23 protein-coding genes are annotated in these 20319 nt (G+C 35.3%); 15 read left to right on the top strand and 8 right to left on the bottom strand.

Going from position 1 to position 20319, the window contains the following annotated elements; all coding sequences use genetic code 11:
* The first annotated feature begins 12 nt into the window (after positions 1-12).
* From QDN89_RS10910 to QDN89_RS10885, 6 genes are all read left to right on the top strand, one after another.
* A complete protein-coding gene (locus QDN89_RS10910; protein WP_280770166.1) occupies positions 13-1110 on the top strand; it encodes a GerAB/ArcD/ProY family transporter in 1098 nt (365 codons plus the stop codon).
* Complete coding sequence (locus tag QDN89_RS10905; protein WP_280770165.1) at positions 1103-2242, top strand: Ger(x)C family spore germination protein; 1140 nt, start codon at positions 1103-1105, stop codon at positions 2240-2242. Before QDN89_RS10910 ends, QDN89_RS10905 begins: the two co-directional genes overlap by 8 nt.
* A gap of 108 nt (positions 2243-2350) precedes the next feature.
* Positions 2351-3016 carry a GTP pyrophosphokinase gene (locus QDN89_RS10900; protein WP_280770164.1) on the top strand — a complete coding sequence of 222 codons (666 nt, stop codon included), beginning with the start codon at positions 2351-2353 and terminating at the stop codon, positions 3014-3016.
* Between the two features lie 230 nt (positions 3017-3246).
* Positions 3247-3945, top strand: a complete 699-nt coding sequence (locus QDN89_RS10895) for a response regulator transcription factor (RefSeq protein WP_280770163.1) — start codon at positions 3247-3249, stop codon at positions 3943-3945.
* Positions 3938-5329 (top strand): sensor histidine kinase, encoded by a 1392-nt coding sequence (locus QDN89_RS10890; protein WP_280770162.1) that lies wholly within the window; start codon positions 3938-3940, stop codon positions 5327-5329. Before QDN89_RS10895 ends, QDN89_RS10890 begins: the two co-directional genes overlap by 8 nt.
* A 47-nt stretch (positions 5330-5376) precedes the next feature.
* The gene (locus QDN89_RS10885) at positions 5377-6777 is read left to right on the top strand and encodes a phospholipase D-like domain-containing protein (protein WP_280770161.1); all 1401 of its coding nucleotides are present in this window, start codon (positions 5377-5379) and stop codon (positions 6775-6777) included.
* Positions 6778-6939: 162 nt separating this feature from the next.
* On the opposite strand, the gene QDN89_RS10880 is transcribed toward QDN89_RS10885, so the two are convergent.
* On the bottom strand, positions 6940-7719 hold the full coding sequence (locus QDN89_RS10880; RefSeq protein WP_280770160.1) for a hypothetical protein: 780 nt from the start codon (positions 7717-7719) through the stop codon (positions 6940-6942).
* A gap of 150 nt (positions 7720-7869) precedes the next feature.
* Here QDN89_RS10880 and QDN89_RS10875 point away from each other — a divergent pair, with 150 nt between their 5' ends.
* The 6 genes from QDN89_RS10875 (at position 7870) to treR (ending at position 13295) form a co-directional block, all read left to right on the top strand.
* Positions 7870-7977 carry a putative holin-like toxin gene (locus QDN89_RS10875; protein WP_280770159.1) on the top strand — a complete coding sequence of 36 codons (108 nt, stop codon included), beginning with the start codon at positions 7870-7872 and terminating at the stop codon, positions 7975-7977.
* 323 nt (positions 7978-8300) lie between these two features.
* On the top strand, positions 8301-9077 hold the full coding sequence (locus QDN89_RS10870) for a FixH family protein (RefSeq protein ID WP_280770158.1): 777 nt from the start codon (positions 8301-8303) through the stop codon (positions 9075-9077).
* A 140-nt stretch (positions 9078-9217) separates the two neighbouring features.
* On the top strand, positions 9218-9781 hold the full coding sequence (locus tag QDN89_RS10865) for a sigma-70 family RNA polymerase sigma factor (protein ID WP_280770157.1): 564 nt from the start codon (positions 9218-9220) through the stop codon (positions 9779-9781).
* A gap of 68 nt (positions 9782-9849) precedes the next feature.
* Positions 9850-10620, top strand: a complete 771-nt coding sequence (arsM, locus tag QDN89_RS10860) for an arsenite methyltransferase (RefSeq protein WP_280770156.1) — start codon at positions 9850-9852, stop codon at positions 10618-10620.
* Between the two features lie 247 nt (positions 10621-10867).
* The gene (gene treC / locus QDN89_RS10855; protein WP_280770461.1) at positions 10868-12556 is read left to right on the top strand and encodes an alpha,alpha-phosphotrehalase; all 1689 of its coding nucleotides are present in this window, start codon (positions 10868-10870) and stop codon (positions 12554-12556) included.
* A 22-nt stretch (positions 12557-12578) separates the two neighbouring features.
* On the top strand, positions 12579-13295 hold the full coding sequence (gene treR / locus QDN89_RS10850; protein WP_280770155.1) for a trehalose operon repressor: 717 nt from the start codon (positions 12579-12581) through the stop codon (positions 13293-13295).
* Between the two features lie 250 nt (positions 13296-13545).
* Here the strand turns inward: treR and QDN89_RS10845 are convergent, their stop codons facing one another.
* The 5 genes from QDN89_RS10845 to QDN89_RS10825 all read right to left on the bottom strand — a co-directional run bounded on the left by QDN89_RS10845 (position 13546) and on the right by QDN89_RS10825 (position 16367).
* On the bottom strand, positions 13546-14415 hold the full coding sequence (locus QDN89_RS10845; RefSeq protein WP_280770154.1) for a hypothetical protein: 870 nt from the start codon (positions 14413-14415) through the stop codon (positions 13546-13548).
* An 81-nt stretch (positions 14416-14496) separates the two neighbouring features.
* A complete protein-coding gene (locus QDN89_RS10840; protein ID WP_280770153.1) occupies positions 14497-14703 on the bottom strand; it encodes an ABA4-like family protein in 207 nt (68 codons plus the stop codon).
* Positions 14704-14970: 267 nt separating this feature from the next.
* Positions 14971-15123 carry a YfhD family protein gene (locus QDN89_RS10835; RefSeq protein WP_280770152.1) on the bottom strand — a complete coding sequence of 51 codons (153 nt, stop codon included), beginning with the start codon at positions 15121-15123 and terminating at the stop codon, positions 14971-14973.
* 120 nt (positions 15124-15243) lie between these two features.
* Positions 15244-15369: a YfhE family protein gene (locus QDN89_RS10830; protein ID WP_280770151.1), complete on the bottom strand. Its 126-nt coding sequence runs from the start codon at positions 15367-15369 to the stop codon at positions 15244-15246.
* An 86-nt stretch (positions 15370-15455) separates the two neighbouring features.
* Positions 15456-16367, bottom strand: coding sequence for a TIGR01777 family oxidoreductase (locus QDN89_RS10825; protein WP_280770150.1), 912 nt, complete (start codon positions 16365-16367; stop codon positions 15456-15458).
* Between the two features lie 159 nt (positions 16368-16526).
* Between QDN89_RS10825 and recX the strand changes: the two genes are divergently transcribed.
* The 3 genes from recX (at position 16527) to QDN89_RS10810 (ending at position 19765) form a co-directional block, all read left to right on the top strand.
* Positions 16527-17348, top strand: coding sequence for a recombination regulator RecX (gene recX / locus QDN89_RS10820; protein ID WP_280770149.1), 822 nt, complete (start codon positions 16527-16529; stop codon positions 17346-17348).
* Between the two features lie 173 nt (positions 17349-17521).
* A complete protein-coding gene (locus QDN89_RS10815; protein ID WP_280770148.1) occupies positions 17522-19201 on the top strand; it encodes an L-lactate permease in 1680 nt (559 codons plus the stop codon).
* Positions 19202-19438: 237 nt separating this feature from the next.
* Positions 19439-19765 carry a YfhH family protein gene (locus QDN89_RS10810; protein ID WP_280770147.1) on the top strand — a complete coding sequence of 109 codons (327 nt, stop codon included), beginning with the start codon at positions 19439-19441 and terminating at the stop codon, positions 19763-19765.
* Between the two features lie 170 nt (positions 19766-19935).
* On the opposite strand, the gene QDN89_RS10805 is transcribed toward QDN89_RS10810, so the two are convergent.
* Positions 19936-20097: a YpzG family protein gene (locus tag QDN89_RS10805; RefSeq protein ID WP_280770146.1), complete on the bottom strand. Its 162-nt coding sequence runs from the start codon at positions 20095-20097 to the stop codon at positions 19936-19938.
* Between the two features lie 35 nt (positions 20098-20132).
* Entirely contained in the window at positions 20133-20291 is a 159-nt protein-coding gene (gene sspK, locus QDN89_RS10800; protein WP_280770145.1) for a small acid-soluble spore protein K, read from the bottom strand.
* Positions 20292-20319 lie beyond the last annotated feature (28 nt).

Raw genomic sequence — 20319 nt, 5'->3', positions numbered from 1 at the left:
GGGGCGAGGAGAATGAATACAAAAACGAACTTTTCAACGATAGACTTCACGATTTTAACTTACATGTTGCAGTCTGGCATAACATTTTTTGTTCTTCCTCGTCTAATGGCAGAAAACTTCGGTTATAACGGATGGTTAGCTATCCCGGTCATTTCAATCGTTCTCTTAGGGCAGATAATATTACTTGGACACGTTTGCAAAAAAATGAAACGTACTTCTCCATTAGATAGGATAGACAAGGTCATGCCAAAAGTTCTTAGATATCCAATTTATATATTTTTAGCAGGGACGTGGGCGGTTTTAGGTTGCAGTGTTGGTGCTAATTATTTTCAAATTATTCAAATGATGTCTTTTCCTAATACTCCTCAATATATCTTTAAAGGTATATTAGCAGTAATCGCTTTTTTTATATTAGTTAGTGGGTTCGAAGGATTTGTGAAAGGAACAACTGTTTTTTTCTTTCTAACGATTTGGACCCTTTTTAGTTCTTTTGTTGTTTTAAAAGATTTTCAGTTTGATCAATTAACGCCGTTTATTTTTGCTGGTGACACAAACTTTATTAATGGGTCCTTTGAAGTGTTAAAAGCTTTTCTAGGTTTTGAACTATTTATTATATTTTCTTCCTACATACAAAAGGATATTAACATTACAAAAGCGATCACTTTGGGTCATTTATTTACAACGGTAGTATATACTTTTGTGACCTTTATTGCATTTGGTTTTTTCAGCTTTCAGCAGCTTTTAGATATCGAATATCCTGTTATTCAAATGCTTGATTATGTTAAGGTACCTTTTTTAGAACGAATTGACAACTTAATTTTCAGTTTTTTTCTAATGAAAGTAGTTGTGACTGTGACGGCTTATTATTGGGCGGCAAAAGAAGTTTTACAGCAAATTTTTATAAATATAAATGAAAGTCTGCTTATTTTTATCATAGTTACAGGAAATTTTTTATTAGGTTTCATGATGGAAACGGCTAGAGAGATAGAAACAGTAGTCAATATATTTTCTAAATTAGCCTTTGGTATATCGATTGTCTTACCAATTTTTCTCCTATTGATTATGAAACGGTCCAAAAATCAAACGAACGAGGTGAAGGACCATGATTAAGCTAAGTCCTTACATAGTTATGTTTTTCATATTAATGCTGATATCGGGGTGTGGCGCTGACGAAAAAGTCATTGAAGACCTAGCCTTTATCCAAACAAAAGGTTATGACATTATTGCAGGTGAAGATTTAGAGGATGATGGGGAAGAAGTTATGTATCGTTTAACAACGTCTGCCCCATTAGTCGAACCTGATCGAGAAAAACCGAAAATCTCAAGAGTCACAACAGCAAGATTAAATAAAGAAGGGATTCAGTTAAATGCTAGAACAACGGAAAGAAATATAGTGTCAGGCCAATTACGACTGTTGTTATACAGTAAAAAAGTGGTAGAAAATGGATTGAGACCTTTATTAGATGTGTTAGAACGGGATCCACAAATTCCAGCTAGAGCTAAACTAGCGATCGTAGAAGGAGAAGTAAACCCACTGATGGAAAGGGAGTTTGATGAGCACCCTAGAACGACCATTTACTTAGACGAACTTCTTGAAAAAGAAGCACGTTTTAATGTCATTCCAGAAATAAAAGTGTATCAATTTTTAAGGGATTTAAAAGATGATGGCAAAGATCCTACATTACCAATGATTAAGTTAGAGGAAGAAGGTGTGGCTGTTAATGGCCTTGCTTTTTTAAAGAACGATGTATATAAAACAAAATTAGAGTTAGATGATTCGCTTATTTATTTTTTTTTAGAAAAAGACGTTGATCAAGGAGATTTAAATATGTCATTACCAAATCCTGAAACTGGGAAAAATGAACTCGTGTCATTTACGTCTATTTCCACAGAAAGAGATATTAGTGTAGAAAAAATGGAAGAGAGTTTTGATGTGAATATTGAAGTAGAAATGAAAGGAACCATTTTAGAAAATATTGGAGATATAGATATTTCAGATGAAGAAGGACAAAAAGAAATTGAAAAGTTGATCGAAGAATATGTCACTACTAAAGCAGAAGAAATAATCTCATTCACTCAGCAAAGCAGTGTAGACCCATTGGGGATAGGGAAAAAAGTTCGAAATAGTATGTCTTTTAAAGAATGGGAAGAACTAAATTGGCGTGAAGAATGGCCTGGTGTTCGGGTGAACGTGGAGGTGGATATTGATATCCGTGATTTTGGAATGTCTGTCAGAGGTTAAATGTTGAGATATATGTAAACCTTCCAAAATAATTTTATCTGTTCATTTTATGTTCATATTCATTTGCTATGATCCTCTTATAGAATAACCGTGTGGAGGCGAAAAGGAATGGAACATAAGATAACGGTTTGGAAAAATTTTTTATTACCTTATAAATTTGCCCTAGATGAATTAAGAACGAAAGTGAACATTATGGTGGAAGAAACAAAATATATGGAAGAAGATAGTCTCATTGAACACGTAAAAACAAGATTAAAGACACCGCAAAGCATGATGGATAAATTAGAAAGAAAAGGGATCGAACCAACAGTAGCTAATGCAAAAGCAAACTTGTTTGATGTAGCGGGAATGAGAATTGTCACACCATTTAAATCAGACGTTTATCACTTATATGAGTTGATGATGAACCGGAATGATTTGAAAATAATGGAAGTGAAGGACTATATTCGTTTTCCAAAAGCCAATGGATACCAAAGCATGCACTTGATTGTTCAAGTTCCAATTACTCTTTCAAAAGGAATGGAACACGTTTACGTTGAAGTTCAGATTCGAACACTTGCGATGGATTTCTGGGCTAGCCTTGAACATAAAATTTATTATAAATATCAATCGGATATCCCTCAGTATTTGGAGAAAGGTCTAAAAGAAGCTGCCGATACAGTAAAAGAAATGGACGAGAAAATGAAAGTTATTCATGATGCAGTAGAAGGTCTTCATGAAACGAGTACAAAAAAAGTCATTTCACTGCATTCGGATGGAGGGAGGACAAAGTGATGCCTGTTGAAAAATCTCGAAAATCACTTTATGACATCAAGGACAAACTTAAACAGCGAGGAATTCAAGTAGAATTGTGTTACCGACCGAAAACAAAACCAGCTAGATAGAATAGCTGTTTATAATAAATTTGTTAGAGCTTATGTGGACAAATAAGTCCCATGAGCTTTTCCATGTGTATTCATGAGATAATCAGGCTAGACAGATAGATTGGTGTAGGAGGTGGTTCCATGACAGAAGCGGTGAAAGTACTTATTATCGAAGATGATCCGTTCATTTCTGATTTATTGGAATTATATTTAGTCCAAGAAGGGTTTCTTGTCTCAATGGCCTATGATGGCGAAGCTGGATGGGAAATGTATTATGATGAGGCGCCAGATTTTGTTATTTTAGATATCATGTTACCAAAAATGGATGGTTGGGAAGTCTGTCGAGAAATACGAAGAGACGAGAGACAAGTTCCAATCCTTATGCTTACTGGTAAAGGAGAAAGTTATGACAAAATTAAAGGATTGCAGCTGGGTGCCGATGATTATGTAGTGAAACCTTTTGAACCTAAAGAAATTATAGCTCGTATGCAAGCTATTTTAAGAAGAACAAGTCCTTATAAACATGAAAGAAAGTCATTGTATTTTGAGAACATGCAAATAGATGTTCAGCAGCATCAATTGTTGAGAAAAAATGAGTCTGTTATTTTGCCTTCAAAAGAATTGGAACTCCTTTACTTTCTTGCATTGGAAAAAAACCAAGTATTCACTCGTCAACAGTTAGTGGATTCGATTTGGGGTTATGATTATGAAGGAGATGTTCGAACGATTGATGTCCATATTAAGCGAATTCGTGAGAAGATAGGCGATGAGTGGCCTTATTGGAAACTAAAAACAATTCGCGGAGTAGGTTATAAATTCGAGGTAAATGACCATGTTTAAAAATAAAGGAATGTTTATAAAACTCTTTTCGTCACATTTATTAATTTTACTATTTTCCTTTCTTGTATTTGCTCTTTTATTAAACTCTTTGATTCATAACGAGATGACAACTCGATATAATAAAACATTTGATCATCAAGGGGAACGATTAGTTGAACATTTCCGTGAAGCTAGGCAACAAGGATGGGATGAAGAAACGCTGCTTACATCATTAGAAATGAGCATGAATCAAGAAAACAGACAAATATTACTTTTCGATGGTAATGGTGATGCTTTATACCACCATGGGTTCTTAGAAGATCTTGGTGTATCTCAAAGTGTCGTTCATGATGCTCTTCAAGGAGAAACGATGAATAGGCGTGTTCGAACGGATGGATTTGAGATCGTGTATATGATGGCAGCTCCGTTAACGATACCAGATGCGGATTCTCCTGAGCATGCGATGGTCATGTTTTTTCATGAATTTGATCGTGAATCAAGTCAAATTGTATGGATAAACTTTATTACGTCTCTTGTTACCGTTTCTTTGACCGCTATTATAATCTTTTTTGTTTCAAGAAGAATGACAGCACCTTTGAGAAAAATGAGAAATAGTGCGATGCAATATGCAAAAGGAGATTTCTCTCATAGAATACATGTTGATAGCAAAGATGAAATCGGTCAATTAGCGAATACTTTTAATCATATGGCTAAAGAACTTGGTAGCCTTGATCAGTTAAGAAAAGATTTTGTAGCAAATGTGTCGCATGATCTTCGCTCACCTTTGACGTCAATTAGAGGTTTTTTGGGGGCAATGATGGATGGAACGATCCCTGCTGAAAAACAGAAACATTATTTAACGATTATGCGAAATGAAACAGATAGACTGATGAAATTGGTGAATGATCTGTTGGACACAGCGAGTATAGAAGCAGGGAATTGGAATTTAGAGAAAAAACAATATAATGTAGCAGAACAACTTCGTATGATCATAGCAAAAATGGAACCGAGCGCTTCTGAGCACCAAATTGATATGGAGTTAACGTCAGAAGATGAAATAATTATATTTGCAGATGAAGAGAGAATGGAACAAGTTTGGATTAATTTATTGCAAAATGCTGTACAGAATTCGGATCCAAACAGTAGTATACAATTAAAAATAATCGAGAAAGAAATTGACGTAGAAGTACTCATTAGTGATAAAGGAAAAGGTATGACAAAAGAAGAGCTGAGCCATATTTGGGATAGATTTTATAAAACGGATAAGGCAAGGTCGAAAAGATCAGGAACTGGAATTGGTTTGTCTATTGTAAAACAAATTATTGATCTACATGATGCTACTATCAATGTGGATAGTGAAATCAATGAAGGAACTGATATTAAAATTGTTCTTCCAAAACAGTAATCGATGAGAGGATCTTCAAAACAGTTTTATTAGGATGTGAACGAATAATGAAAGGCATGTATCGAAAAAATATAAAGCGAAGTATTATCATGTATCTCCTATTTGCTTTTGTTTTTGGAGGGCTTATCTTTCGTTGGATGGAGCCTGAAGATACATTTGTCGAACATGATTATGTTTCTAATGTTAAAGGCGACCATCGAGCTGCTGTTTTAGAAGAAAGGGAAGAATCTGGAATTGCTAGACTTGAGTTGATTGATCAAGCAGAACATAGCCTCGACATTACTTATCATACGATTCACGCAGGTGAATGGGCAGACTTATTTTTTGCAAGTGTTTTGGAAGCAGCTGATCGAGGGATTGAGGTTAGAATTTTGTTTGATGGATTGCTTCATAATATGAGAGGTGACTTACGATCCCTTCCACATTTACTCAGCTCTCATCCGAATATCACGCTTAAATATTACGAATCATTTAATCCCTTTCGTCCTTGGACATGGAACAATCGTCTTCACGACAAACTCATTCTAGTAGACGGTACATTTGCGATGACAGGTGGAAGGAACATCGGGGATAAATATTTTACAAATGATGAAAATGATAAATCGGTTAATGACCGAGATGTCGTCCTCATTTATACAGGTGATAAGGAGGACAAAGACAAAAGTACAGAAAATGTTGTCACAGCCCTTAGCGACTACTTTGATTCGTTATTTGATCATGAGTATACTACTGAAGCAATTTATAAATTAAGCAAGAATCAAGAGCGAAAAGCAACAATAAAGAATAAGCAAATGACGCAAATGTTGCGATCTTCTAATCATCGAATTGATGGAAAAATAGATTGGCTAAAGTTATCCGTTCCCATCGACGAAGTAAAGGTCGTGCATAATCCTTTAGAGCGTTTGAATAAAAAACCTGTTGTTTGGCATGAGTTAATTCAAATGTTTGAAAAGGCGGAAAAGTCAATTGTTGCACAAAGTCCTTACATTATTCCTACAAATGAAATGATAGCAATGGTTGACCTGAAAAAAATTAATGCAGATGAGAATATTATTTTGACGAATTCAAAACAAGCTACACCAAATCTCTTAGCTTTTTCTGGCTATGTTTCTCGCAGGGACAGTTTGATGGAAAGTGATCTAGCTTTATACGAATATATTGGTCCTCATTCGATTCACGGTAAAACGTTCGTCTTTGATAGTTATATTAGTGTTCTGGGCTCCTTTAATATCGATGCTAGAAGTGCTTTTTTAAGTACGGAAACAATGGTCATTATTGAAGGTGAAGAGTTTGCTAGAAAAGTAGAAGGAAATATAGATGAATTAGTTGATAAAAGCCAACTTTATATAGGGAACAATGCTAAGGATAACCTTGATGTTTCCTTTATAAAAAAGGTAGGCATCCGTCTTCTTCAACCATTTACGACTTCTTTTGACTATTTATTATAGGTCTCATTTGTTCATATAAAAAGCCAACATTTAACGACATGTTGGCTTTTTATCATTTTCTCTGTTACGATTCACTGTTATTTTTTACTTCTTTGCTCATATACAAACTTTTGTAATTAATAAGGTTCCTGCTCCAACGAGGAATGTAGTTCATTTCCTTTATTATGGGTAACGCAACGTTTTTGATTCTTCTTTTCGTTTATCTTCTTTAAATTTTGCATATTTTTCTTTGGTTAACTTTAACATTTTATCGCGATTTTTATGCTTTACAACGGGGACATTATTAAGTTCTTCTTCCATATTAGACTCATTTTGAATCATTTGCTGAAAGAAAACACGTTGATTTTGGTTGAGTTTCTCCCAGAGACCTTCATCTTTCATTGTGTCAAACCAAATCTTCAACGCATCAAAACCTTCAAACATTTCTGACATGATTTCATAATGCAATATCTCTAGCATGGACGAAGTTTCAATAGCGAGTTCTAGTTCTGTTTGAGAAATGGGCTGTTGTTGCTTATTTAAGCTTGATAAATGAGTAAAAAAATGATCATAAATACCTTTAAATTGCGATTGTTTATCAAGAAGTGTTTGAACAAGATCATGCCCTTCTTGAGAAGCGGTAATTTCCCTTTCACTAGATAGTTTAAGTGGGTCTTTAAAATATGTAAGATCTATATTTGAACGCATATAACCCGTCATATGAATATGGTTCATCAATCTATAAAATAAAAAAAGAGGTTGATGAGCTTGTTTAGCATGTTGAGGATTTTCTTTACTATCAGATAAAATAGCCACCCCTTGAATATGAGAAGACTTTGTATATGTAATTAAAAAGTAATTCTTGTCGTGAATCAACCATGGAAAAGGATTTACAGATATTTTTTCAAACCAATTTCTATATTTTTTTGCCCGTTTTCTCACTTTGTATATAGCTTTTTCCAAATGAAACACTCCTCTTATAGATTATTCTCTCATATTCATTAACTAAAAGTTAAGAACATTGGTTTATAGATATGCGAACGTATGTTTGATATAATGGACAAGCAATTTGATTTAGCGGTGTTCAGTCCTTTAAGAAAGGGGGAATGTATTTTGACGTCATATGAAGCACTAAGTTTACTCTCGCAATTTAGTTTAGTATTTCTTGCCGTTTTAACATTAGTTGTAACTATTGTCGTCGTTTTAAACAAAAAGAAATAGCCCCCAAACGACTACGAAGGTGACTATTTCTTAAGTGAGAACAATGACAACCGTTTTTATACGGTATCATTACTCGGACTAGGCGTTGCTGCGCCTAGTCTAATCTATTATACATCATTAAAAACAGCTATGACAATGGAGGACGTTGGTACCTTAAACATATGGTTAGAAAAATTTATAGAAGTTTGGACAAAAGGGTATAGAGTGTGAATTGTACGTGAAGTTTCCTTATTTTATGGTATTGCATATTAAATTGATGTATGATCACGTTGAACATATTTTTACTATGGTTAAATGATAAACATAGGTGATGAGGTGATAGGATGAAAAAGTTATGGTATAGTGTGTTGTTTATTAGCTTTGTAACTTTAGCGGTTGCTTGTGGAGAGTCAGAGCCGGAAAATACAGGACCGACAAACGTCAATGATATTAATTTGGATCCTTTAGAAGCGGAATTAATGATCCCGGAGTCAGCAGATCCTGGAGAAGAACTTATCTTAGAAGTTGTCGTAACACAAGGAGAAGAAATCGTAGATGATGCTAGTGAAGTGATCTTTGAAGTATGGATGGACGGGGAAAAAAGTGATAGTGAGATGATTGAGGCAGATCTACCTGGAGTGGACGGCATGTATGCAGTTTCTTATTTATTCCAAGAAGAAGCTCATTATAAGGTTCAACCTCATGTTACAGCAAGAGGAAGTCATGTCATGCCTGTAGGAGATATTCTCATTGGAGATGTTCAGATGGATGAAGAAAACAATGAAGCTCATCATAACGATCACGAACATAGTCATGAAGAACATTTACATGAAAGCTTAACATTGGAATGGAATACAACGGAAACTGCTTCTGTTGACGATAACGTGACGGTATCTATAAACGTAGAATGGGAAGATGAAGCTTGGGTTGATGGAGACGTTCAATTTGAAATATGGAAACATGGAGACGAGATGCATGAATGGATTGATGGTGAAGAAATAAATGATGGTCAATATGAAGCAATTCATTCATTTAAAGATGAAGGAGACTATCATATTATTGTTCATATGGAAGATGAAGATATTCACGAGCACGTTCAATATTCTCTGACAATTGAATGAATGTAACATATAAAACTTACACCTTTGGTTCTTTTCATGAGCCAAGGGTGTTTTTCAGTATGGTGGAGAGAAGAAGTTGCTCTTTTATAAAGGATATTATAATATATAAGTAAATGATTATATAAAAGGTGGCGGAAATTATGCTGAATGAAATCGATCGCTATGTTGAAAGATATGAAAAAGAATTGCGTCAGTTTTTCAACCATCGAGTATCCAATCGATTTGATGCCGAAGATTTATTTCAAAATTTATGGTTAAAAGTATTAATAAATCAAGATTCTCTTCACAAAGTAGATAATATTCGAGCTTGGCTTTTTCAAATTGCTAGAAATAATCTTATTGATTTTTACAGAAAAAATAATAAGGAAATTCCTGCAGACTCCATTGGAGATGTATCAATATTGGTTGAAGAAACTGAAAGTGAATCTGATAACTACAATAAAGAGTGTAGTTCATATTTACTTCGAAAGTTGAAGGAAATGCCTGAAAAATATCAGCTTCCTCTTTGGTTACATGTAGGAGAAAACTGGAAACATCAGAAAATATCTTCACACATAAATGTATCGTTATCTGGGTCAAAAACGAGGGTTCACAGAGCAAAATCAAAGTTAAAACAAACGTTGATGGACTGCTGTCATGTTCAATTTGATTCGTATGGAAATATTGTTCGCTACGAAAGTAAAAAACTATGTTGCGTTTCTTAAATTGCGACCTATTTTGTTCTTCTTCGTCTTCATAAGTGAAAGTCACTTAATAACTAGGAGGAACGATCATGAAAGCTGATATTCAAAGAAAAAATGTACGAGAAAGGTACGGAAAGATTGCAACGAGTTCTACTGAAGCGTCGTGTTGTTCAAACGATAGTCAAGATGTAATCCAACTATCAAAAACAATGGGGTATGCTGAAGAGGATTTATTGAAACAGCCAAATGGAGCAAATATGGGGTTAGGTTGTGGGAATCCAACCGCATTGGCAATGTTAAAACAAGGTGATGTGGTGCTTGATCTTGGAAGTGGTGGAGGTTTTGATGCTTTTTTGGCAAGGCGTCAAGTTGGGGAAGAAGGGTTTGTCATAGGCGTTGATATGACGCATGAAATGATCGAAAAATCTCGTCTAAACGCGTTAAAACAAAAATATTCAAATGTCCAATTTCGTTTAGGAGAAATTGAACATTTACCTGTAGCTGATGCAAGTGTTGATGTGATTATTTCTAACTGCGTTATCAATTTATCCCCAGAAAAAGAACATGTATTTAAAGAGGCTTACAGAGTTTTAAAGAACAACGGTCGCTTGCATATATCAGATATCGTTCGAATCCATGGAGACGTGGCTAAAGACGTTCATGACGATCCTGAAGTTTCTCAATGTGTTGTTGGTGCTGAAAGAGTGGACGTATTGGAAAAAATGTTAAGTGATGCAGGTTTCACAAGTATTCAGATCACAAAAACAAACTCCAGTGATGACCTAATGGCAGCTTGGAAAAAGGGAGATATGCCAATAAATCATGCTGTTTCCGCAACGATACAAGCTTTGAAGAAATAAAACGATAGGACCAGCAGTACCCATAGGTGTTGTAATATTATTGAACGAAAACGATTCAAAACTTGAAAAACCGAGCAAAACGTTGTTCGGTTTTTTTAGCGAATTTCATTAGTTATAGGATATTCATTTACTCCATTTATGATAGCGTTTTTATACCTTTACTATCTTGTATATACAAGTTATAATGTAAGGAGTTATGACACGGTACAAATCTAAATTTTTATTTTATGGAGGGTCGTAAATGAGTATGCAAATGAATGAATGGTGGAGAAAATCTGTTGTCTATCAAATATATCCAAAAAGCTTCAATGATACGATGGGAAATGGTGTTGGAGACCTTCAAGGGATAATCGATAAATTGGATTATTTAAATGATTTGGGGGTAGACGTTATTTGGCTTACCCCAATTTATGAGTCACCACAAAAAGACAACGGCTATGATATAAGTGACTACTACAAAATACATGAAGAATATGGCACGATGGAAGATTTTGATCGCCTTCTTCAAGAAGCACATAACAGAGGTTTAAAAGTAATTATGGATATTGTTGTTAACCATACATCTACAGAACACCGATGGTTCAAAGAAGCGGAGACATCAAAAGAGAATCAATATCGTGATTATTATATATGGAAAGACCCTGTTGCTGGAGAAGAACCAACAAATTGGCAATCAAAATTTGGTGGAAATGCTTGGAAGTATGATGAAAAAACAGGACAGTACTATCTTCACTTGTTTGATGTAACACAAGCCGATTTAAATTGGGAAAATGAGGACGTTCGTGATGATGTTTATGATATGATGCATTATTGGTTTAAAAAAGGTGTAGATGGTTTCAGATTAGACGTCATCAACTTGATCTCGAAGGATCAGCGGTTTCCGAATGATGATGGGAAAACAGCCCCTGGTGATGGTAGAAAGTATTATACTGACGGACCGAGGGTGCATGAGTTTATGAAAGAGATGAATAAGGAAGTATTCTCGCACTACGATGTGATGACAGTTGGTGAAATGAGCTCAACAACGATTGATAACTGCATTAAATATACTCGTCCAGACCGTCAAGAGTTAAGTATGACATTTAATTTTCATCATCTCAAAGTTGACTATCCAAATGGAGAGAAATGGGCAATTGGGGAGTTTGATTTCCAGTCATTAAAACAAATCTTATCTAAATGGCAAGCAGAAATGTATCAAGGCGGAGGCTGGAATGCTTTATTTTGGTGTAACCATGATCAACCGCGAGTTGTTACTCGTTATGGGAATGATGGTCTCTATCACCGGGAATCTGCTAAAATGCTGGCCACAACGATTCATATGATGCAAGGAACTCCTTATATTTATCAAGGGGAAGAGTTTGGGATGACGGATCCGAAGTTTTCTTCTATTGATGATTACCGAGATGTGGAAACGCTAAATATATACGAAGCAAAAAAACAACAAGGTTATTCTGATGAAGAAATATTAAAAATCATTCAGGTTAAATCTCGCGACAATTCACGTACACCGGTACAATGGAATGACTCACAGCACGGTGGATTCACTAATGGCACACCATGGATTCCTGTAGCAAATAATTATCAAACGATAAATGCAGAAGCTGCTCAGAAAGACGAAGAGTCGATTTATTTTCACTATAAAAAATTAATTGAGTTGCGTAAAGAATTAGATATTATCACATACGGTAGCTACAAATTGCTTTTAGAAGACGATGATAAATTATTTGTTTACGAACGCGCTTTTGGAGACGAAAAATTACTTGTTATTAATCACTTTTATGAAGGCGAAGTAGAATTCAGATTACCATTCGACATAGATGTTAGTGATTATCAATCTGAATTAATTATTTCAAACTATGCAAGTAACAGAAAGTTGCAAAACTCCATGACTATTAGACCTTACGAGTCTTTGGTTTATCATTTAAAGAAAGGATGATAAACTGAAGATGGTGATGTCCATGCAAAATAAATATTTACAAATCTATCGGGAAATAGCGGATCAAATCCATGAAGGAAAATACCCTGCTCATTCCAAGCTCCCATCTGAACATGAGTTGATGAGCGACTTTTCTACATCAAGAGAAACAATTCGAAAAGCGTTAAACCTTCTCGCTCAAAATGGATTTATTCAAAAAGTCCAAGGAAAAGGGTCTATCGTCCTTGATGCACGTAAATTTGATTTTCCTATATCTGGCCTCGTAAGTTTTAAAGAACTTGCTGGAAAGATAGGAGAGAAACATCAAACACACGTGGAGGAATTAGAGCTCATTCACCCGAATCAAGAAATTCAACAGCAATTGAATATGAAGAAAAACCAAAACGTTTGGAAAGTTCTTCGGGTGAGAGAAATTGATCAAGAGCGAATTATTCTTGATAAAGATTATTTTAATCAAATGTATGTCGAACATTTAACGAAAGAGATATGTGAGAATTCGATTTATGAATATATTGAAAATGAATTAGGGATGCAGATTAGTTTCGCGAAAAAAGAAATTATTGTTGTCGAACCTACTGAAGAAGACAGACGCTTACTACATCTGAATGGCTTCTCGAATGTCGTCGTCGTAAAAAACTATGTTTATTTTGATGATGCCAGTCTTTTCCAGTATACAGAATCAAGGCATCGTCCTGATAAATTTAAATTTGTTGACTTTGCTAGAAGAACACACGGATAAAGAAAAAATGAGTCGTTGAGAGCAAAGAACACTTGCTCCAACGGCTTTTTTCATTTCACGTCTGTAAACAATCTATTGCGGAAAAAAAACGATTTAAGGCGCGAGTAGTTGATGGGACTAGTGGCCTTAAAAGAAAGAAAAAGTGAAAGAGAGGGCAGTAGTTGAGTTTCAACTACTGCCCTCTAACTCATAGCAAAGCATGCCAATAAATAAAAAACAGACCATCTAGGTCTGTTTTTAGTGACTATCATTAAGCCTTCTTTTTTAATATCTCAACGATTGATGAGCGAAGAGATTGATCGTGCACGGTTTTATTTAACCATTCTTTTGTGGAGTCCTTCGTTTCACTCTTGACTCGTCTGAACAATTTAACCAACAATTGTCGTAGAACGGAAGAGTAATGAACGTGATCAATTTTCTGAGCTTGATGTAAAATTTTCTCTATTAGATCCGGATTATCAATTTCCACATTTGCAACGGCAAGATAGAGGAATTGTTCTACGATTTTAGCTTGATCAAAGCTCAAATAATATTCGGGAACTTCATCTATCAACTGTGGTTGATCTTGGATATACTTGGCAAGTAAAGGGATGTATGTATCCAAACGATGATGTAAAAGATACTTAAAAGCCTTAAGTGCATTCGCTTGTTTTAAAGCTTCTTCTAATGACGTTAAAATCAACGATTGATCTGATTTCCCATCGGCATTTTGTAATGCTATTAAGCGTGATGGCCATTGATGTTTTATGTCTTCAAGATGTTCATCAACTAAAAGTTTCATGATTTTCTTATTTTTCATTTTTGCTTCTTCTTTTGGACGAAGGGCATCCTTTAAGTCATCTTGTGTTACTTTGTGTTGCTTCTTTCTTTCGGCAATTTCTTTGTAACGCTCCGTTGCTTCAGATGACTCCGCCGTCGTTTTATTAGATAAGTAAAAGGAATCTAGAAACCTCCCATGATAATCTAATACTGCAAAAATAACAGGAGTTTCTTGATCAAATAATAATGCATGAACTTTTCGGTCTCCACTTAACTCTTCATACTTTAATACATAATGGCGTTCATTGCCGCCATCTAAAAAGACTTTCTTTCCTAAAAAACTGGGTGGTAAAACGGACATTTACTTCACCGGTCCTTTCTCTGTTTTTATAGTCATATCGTTTGAAAGATGGATGAAGAATGTTGTTTCAAGTAGATCAAACTATACGTCGTTTCGAATGATAAGGTAAATAATGAGGCCGATAATTGGGAAAAATAACGTACAAATTAAAATAACGATGCTGAACTCTTTACTGTTTCCTCTCCTTAACGAGTCACGATAAGCCCAAATGCTTGTCACAATATTGAACAAAACAATACCCAAACCAATGAGTAAAATAAACAAAATCAAGCTGCTGAGTTCAAGCATTTTATTTTCTCCTTTATTATACTACAAGAAAAGTAGAGGCTATTTAGGTTGAGAGAATAACTACGACTAAGGCTTTCGCCATAGAATGGTGACGAAAAGCCGGAATTCGTTTAATATCTCTCTCTTTATCATAACGGTCTTAAGGCAATTTGTGTAGGTTTGGGAGAAAAAAATTTCATTTCTGCATAAAATGACTAGAAATATTGTACGTTAAAAAACATAAAAAGTAGCACCTATATCTTGATTAGGGGGCTACTTTAGAAGATATTAGATGTTTTCTTTATTCACTCGTTGAGCCGCAGCTTTTGCTCGATCAACCGCTTCACGGTCTTCAACATCAGCTAATTCTTTACTATACTCTACGTCTGTATTATCCGTTTTTTCTTTATGAAGACGACTTTTTTCATTATTTTTAGTCAACCTAAACGACCCTTTCTGTAGCCATGTTTAATTATTGATTAAGCATTTACTGTGAATAACCATATTTCTTGAAAAATAACTCAAATTTTCATTTACAATTAATGGTTTTTAGTACAGACGTTAGGAATTAGACCTAAATTTAGAAAAAGCACGATCCGCTGCTTTGAATTCAGATTGGTAAGAAACTTCCTGGGCTCGTGACAAGGTACGCTTCTCTCCTTTATCTTTACGAGACTTTTTCTCCATAGTAACCATCCTCCTTATTCTTCATCTATACTTAGTATAGCCGTCTAAAAAGGAGAATATACGAAGACCATTTTAGATATTTATCATTATTCTTCTTTTGATAATAAATCTGATAAAGCTTCTGATAAATGTGGATAAGTGAACGTATACCCGCTATCAAGTAGTTTTTTTGGAATAACCTTTTGTCCTTCAAGGACTAGCACACTCATTTCACCTAATAATATATGAAGTACACTGCTAGGAACCGGTGCCCAAAAAGGTCGGTTCAGTTTATCGGCTAAAGTTTTACCGAAGTCTTTCATCCGCTGAGGTTCGGGAGCGGTAAAATTAACCGGTCCATCTATTTCTTCGTGGAGAATACAGTGGACAATCCCTTTTGCAACATCTGTGATATGAACCCAAGACATCCACTGTTCTCCTGTTCCAAGTTTACCTCCAGCAAATAATTTAAAGGCAGGAAGCATTTTTTTAAGGGCACCGCCGTTTATATCTAACACGACACCGAATCTTGGACAAACTAAACGAACGTCTTCAGGGACTTTCATTGCTTCCGTTTCCCAACGATGGACAACATCAGCTAAAAAGTTATCTCCTGGTTCTCGATCTAGTTCTGTAAACGTTTTTGAGTAAGAGTTTCCATAATAACCCACAGCGGAACCGTTGACTAAAACATTAGGTCTATTTTTCATCGCTTCGACAATTCTGATCGTTTCTTGTGTTGCATCTATACGACTTTGCATAATTTCTTTCTTTTTATCCGTTGTCCATCGACCACTATTTAAATTTTCGCCTGCAAGATTAATAAAAGCATCAATTCCATCAAGGTCTATTTCCGGTTGTGTTCCTTCACTTAACCATTCGACAAAGGATAAAAGATGTTTGTCTTGTTTTTGGGACTTGTCTCTTGTCAAAATATAAACGTGGTGACCTTCTGAAATTAATTCATTTGTTACAGCTTTTCCAATTAAACCTGTACCTCCGGCAATTGCTACTTTCATTGTATCGCCTCCTGTTTTATTATGTACTATACAATAGTATTTTCCTTTTATAAGCAATAATCAAACTACTAATCGAAAGAGATTCAACGGAGTAAGTATTTTAGGTAATCAAAGATCATCGAATGAAAGAATAATTTTTAAGAAGAGGGTGAATATATTATGCCAAAAATAACGAAAATTACTGCAGCAAAACGAACGAAAGGGCGTTATCATATTTTTTTGAATAAAGCAGATGCGGAAGAATACGCCTTTTCTGTTTCGGATGATTTACTCGTAAGTGAACATCTGGCTAAAGGAAAAGAGCTGTCAAATGAGGATATTGCAGCATTAAAAGAAAAAGATAATTTAAGCAAAGCAATGCAAAAAGTACTTAACTATCTCTCATATCGAATGAGGTCGGAAACCGAAGTCATCCAATATTTAAAAGGGCTAGAAGTACCTGAAGAAGATATAATGAGTATGTTAGAAAGGCTGCGAGAGCTTCAATTCGTTGACGATAAGCGATTTGCAGAAGCTTTTGTAAGAACAAAAAGAGATACAGCCAAAAAAGGTCCTTTACTCATTGAACAAGAACTATATCAAAAAGGAGTTAGTAAATTAATTACTGGAGAATCGATTAAACAATACTCAGAAGAGTTGCAGTTAGAGCATGCAAAATTAATGATAGAAAAAAAGCAAGTTTCATATAAAAATGAAGGCCCTAAAAAGAAACAACAGAAATTAATGCAGTTTGTCATTCAAAGAGGGTTTCCACATTCTATCGCAAGCAAGGCATTGAACGAAGCAACGATAGAAGAAGATCCAGAACTTGAGGTAGAGGCAATAAAAAAGCATGGAGAAAAAGCTTGGAAGAAATATTCATCAAAAGAGAGTTGGGAAAGAAGGCAAAGGGTAAAACAATACTTATATGGACGAGGATTTACGGTTGAAAAAATTGAAGAGTGGCTAGACTTGAAAGAAAATGAGTCAGAAATAGAATAAAGTATAAACTGTCAGATTGGTTAATTTAAAAAGTGACTCGCTTGTAAACGCTTCATAATTAGAAACATAATCGTCACCTTTCATTGTGAAGCAATGTACATACAGTGTTAAAATGAGTATATAAAATCATATTTTATGTTATCAACTATGAAAAGACAGAAAGGATAATGTTTATGACTACTCTTATCGCATTGACACCAATTATAGCTGTTATGTTATTTTTAGTGGTTCTAAAAATGACCGCCGTAAAAGCTATGACAATAAGTCTTATAGCAACAGCTATACTTGCAATTTTGTATTGGCAAGTACCTTTAGTTATTATTGCAGCATCGACAATTGAAGGAATTATCATAGGTTTATCGATATTATATATCGTTTTTGGAGCTATTCTTTTACTTAATACACTTCAGTTATCTGGAGCTATCAATACCATTCGAACAAGTTTTATGGGCATATCGACAGACCGTCGTGTTCAAGTTATTATTATCGCTTGGTTGTTTGGAGCGTTTATCGAAGGTGCTGCTGGTTTTGGTACACCTGCAGCAATTGCTGCACCGTTATTGGTAGCTTTAGGTTTTCCTGCTATGGCAGCAGTTGCTCTTGCATTGATTGCGAATAGCTCTCCAGTTCCTTTTGCTGCTGTTGGTACACCAATGATAATTGGTGTAAATCAAGGTCTTTATGAAGGTGGTAGTGTTAGCTCCGTGATTCAACCTGCTGTTGAAATGAGCGGTGGAATGAGACCCCTTCTTCAAGAAATAGGAATTCAATTTGCTCAAATTGATGTGTTTGTTGGTACTTTAATGCCGCTTATTATAGTAATGTTAATGACACGTTTCTTCGGAAAGAATCGTTCGTGGAAAGAAGGACTTGCCGCTTGGAAATTTGCGATTTTTGCAGGTTTGGCCTATACAGTTCCAGCTCTTATTGTCGTTACGTTTCTTGGTCCAGAATTTCCAACAATTTTTGGTGGATTAATTGGACTTGCAATCGTTGTTCCAGCCGCTAAAAAAGGGTTTCTTGTTCCGAAAAAATCTTGGGACTTCGAAGAACGAGAAGCATGGCTCGATTCATGGATTGGTCGAATAGCGACTGGTCCCGATGAACACCAAAGTAAACAAAAACTTCCTGCGATTAAGGCCTGGATTCCTTATTTAGCTGTTGGTGTTCTTCTTGTATTAACGAGATTGGAATTCCTTCCAATTCGGGAACTACTTCAGAGTGTTTCCATTGGATTGTCAGATATATTTGGAACAGGAATTTCAGAATCATTTGAACCATTTTATCTACCTGGCTTTGTTTTTATTGTCGTTGTACTAATCACATTTTTTGTTCACAATATGACACCTAAACAATTAGGCTTATCCTTTCAACGTTCGGGAAAAGCACTTATAGGAACAGCTTTAACATTATTCACCGCTTTACCTATGGTTCGTATTTTTATAAACTCTGGCGGCGACATGAATATGAGCGGACTTGAGAGTATGCCTATAGAGTTGGCAAATTCAATTTCTGGATTGATGGGTCCAATGTATCCGTTACTTGCACCACTAATCGGTTCATTAGGAACATTCATTTCCGGTAGTGCGACTTTTAGTAACATGATGTTTAGCTTATTCCAGTCGAGTGTAGCTGATCAAATTGGCACAGATCCAAGACTTATCATTGCACTTCAAGTAATGGGATCAAGTGCAGGTAACATGATATGCGTCATGAATGTAGTGGCAGCAGCTGCAGTGGTTGGTATGAACGGACGTGAAGGCGCAATTATAAGGATAACGATTATTCCAATGCTTTATTATACCTTTTTTGCAGGTGTCATTGGTTTAATACTTTCGTTCATTCTCGTTTAATATGCTATATGTTAAACAACCTTTTCTTTTAGGGAAAGGTTGTTTTTATGTTATTAGGTGTCATATTAAGCAGGAATACTTTACAGACATGGACCCAACACATTATAGAGTCAGCACATATTCGATAAATCAAGATGAAATTCCTATAGATTTAATGTAAAAGGTATTTCCTTTTACATCTGACATAAAAACTTTATAATATAAGAGACTATTGTAGTAATAAAGGAGAATGTTCTAATGGAACCAAAATTCAGCCAGATGCCAATGGCAGAACTACAGCAACTCATTGCTGATTTGAAAGTGAAAGCACAAAAGGCTGAACAAATGGGCATGGTTAATGAATTTGCTGTTTATGAACGGAGAATGCTCATGGCTCAAGCATATTTATTAGATCCATCTGACTTTAAGCCTGGTGAAAGATATGAGATGAAAGATGCACCCGATGAATATTTCGATATTGATTATATGAATGGTGTGTTTGCTTGGGGATATAGAAACGATGTACCGGAACTTGAAGGAGTTCCAATCTCAGTTTTTGGAGACAGAAGAACTAAAACATTATAAAATTTTAGGTTCTGTTATCGTTCTGTGTTGATTTTTAATATTCATTTTGCTCGCCTGCTGAGCGCAGTCTCGGGTCCGCCTCGATAAAATCAACATAAGCTTTAACATAGCTAAGTTTAAAAAAAACGAAGGGATAGGCGTTATTTAAACCTATTCCCTTCCTAAGGAAATTACGTTCTTTTGCGCACATCTGTCAGCATTATTTGATTGTGCAAACTTCGTTCTGTTTCACCATTAACTTGGTGAAACGAATGTTTTGGGTTAGCTCTTGGTGACTGAAACGGATCTTCATAAAACGACTTATTAGCTTTGTTCTTTTGAGACTTTTCCATTTAGAAACTCCTCCTTGAACATTAGACTAAAGGATTTAATGTGTTTCATGTTGAGTTTTCCCACTGTTGCTCATTCGTTCCTGAGGATGATCTTTAATCGATCCATTAGGACGCTTTGAAGCAAAGCGAGACATTTCTCTCTTATCTTTGCTAAGTGAGATGCGATGTGGTAAATCTCGATCGTTATTACGCAAAAGAAAACCTCCTTTTGATGGGGGAGTC

The organism is Salipaludibacillus daqingensis (assembly GCF_029891575.1).
GTDB lineage: Bacteria > Bacillota > Bacilli > Bacillales > Salisediminibacteriaceae > Salipaludibacillus > Salipaludibacillus daqingensis.
Note: the sequence above shows the minus strand (reverse complement) of the source record. Positions and strands in the feature narration are given on the sequence as shown.

What these genes read in the sequence shown, in the direction of transcription:
- recX (WP_280770149.1), top strand. Translation starts at nt 16,527, where the DNA reads ATGCCAAAAATAACGAAAATTACTGCAGCAAAACGAACGAAAGGGCGT.
- QDN89_RS10900 (WP_280770164.1), top strand. Translation starts at nt 2,351, where the DNA reads ATGGAACATAAGATAACGGTTTGGAAAAATTTTTTATTACCTTATAAA.
- QDN89_RS10810 (WP_280770147.1), top strand. Translation starts at nt 19,439, where the DNA reads ATGGAACCAAAATTCAGCCAGATGCCAATGGCAGAACTACAGCAACTC.
- QDN89_RS10905 (WP_280770165.1), top strand. Translation starts at nt 1,103, where the DNA reads ATGATTAAGCTAAGTCCTTACATAGTTATGTTTTTCATATTAATGCTG.
- QDN89_RS10840 (WP_280770153.1), bottom strand. Translation starts at nt 14,703, where the DNA reads ATGCTTGAACTCAGCAGCTTGATTTTGTTTATTTTACTCATTGGTTTG.
- QDN89_RS10830 (WP_280770151.1), bottom strand. Translation starts at nt 15,369, where the DNA reads ATGGAGAAAAAGTCTCGTAAAGATAAAGGAGAGAAGCGTACCTTGTCA.
- QDN89_RS10870 (WP_280770158.1), top strand. Translation starts at nt 8,301, where the DNA reads ATGAAAAAGTTATGGTATAGTGTGTTGTTTATTAGCTTTGTAACTTTA.
- treC (WP_280770461.1), top strand. Translation starts at nt 10,868, where the DNA reads ATGCAAATGAATGAATGGTGGAGAAAATCTGTTGTCTATCAAATATAT.
- QDN89_RS10885 (WP_280770161.1), top strand. Translation starts at nt 5,377, where the DNA reads ATGAAAGGCATGTATCGAAAAAATATAAAGCGAAGTATTATCATGTAT.
- QDN89_RS10825 (WP_280770150.1), bottom strand. Translation starts at nt 16,367, where the DNA reads ATGAAAGTAGCAATTGCCGGAGGTACAGGTTTAATTGGAAAAGCTGTA.
- arsM (WP_280770156.1), top strand. Translation starts at nt 9,850, where the DNA reads ATGAAAGCTGATATTCAAAGAAAAAATGTACGAGAAAGGTACGGAAAG.
- QDN89_RS10895 (WP_280770163.1), top strand. Translation starts at nt 3,247, where the DNA reads ATGACAGAAGCGGTGAAAGTACTTATTATCGAAGATGATCCGTTCATT.
- QDN89_RS10815 (WP_280770148.1), top strand. Translation starts at nt 17,522, where the DNA reads ATGACTACTCTTATCGCATTGACACCAATTATAGCTGTTATGTTATTT.
- QDN89_RS10845 (WP_280770154.1), bottom strand. Translation starts at nt 14,415, where the DNA reads ATGTCCGTTTTACCACCCAGTTTTTTAGGAAAGAAAGTCTTTTTAGAT.
- QDN89_RS10805 (WP_280770146.1), bottom strand. Translation starts at nt 20,097, where the DNA reads ATGGAAAAGTCTCAAAAGAACAAAGCTAATAAGTCGTTTTATGAAGAT.
- QDN89_RS10910 (WP_280770166.1), top strand. Translation starts at nt 13, where the DNA reads ATGAATACAAAAACGAACTTTTCAACGATAGACTTCACGATTTTAACT.
- QDN89_RS10865 (WP_280770157.1), top strand. Translation starts at nt 9,218, where the DNA reads ATGCTGAATGAAATCGATCGCTATGTTGAAAGATATGAAAAAGAATTG.
- treR (WP_280770155.1), top strand. Translation starts at nt 12,579, where the DNA reads ATGCAAAATAAATATTTACAAATCTATCGGGAAATAGCGGATCAAATC.
- QDN89_RS10890 (WP_280770162.1), top strand. Translation starts at nt 3,938, where the DNA reads ATGTTTAAAAATAAAGGAATGTTTATAAAACTCTTTTCGTCACATTTA.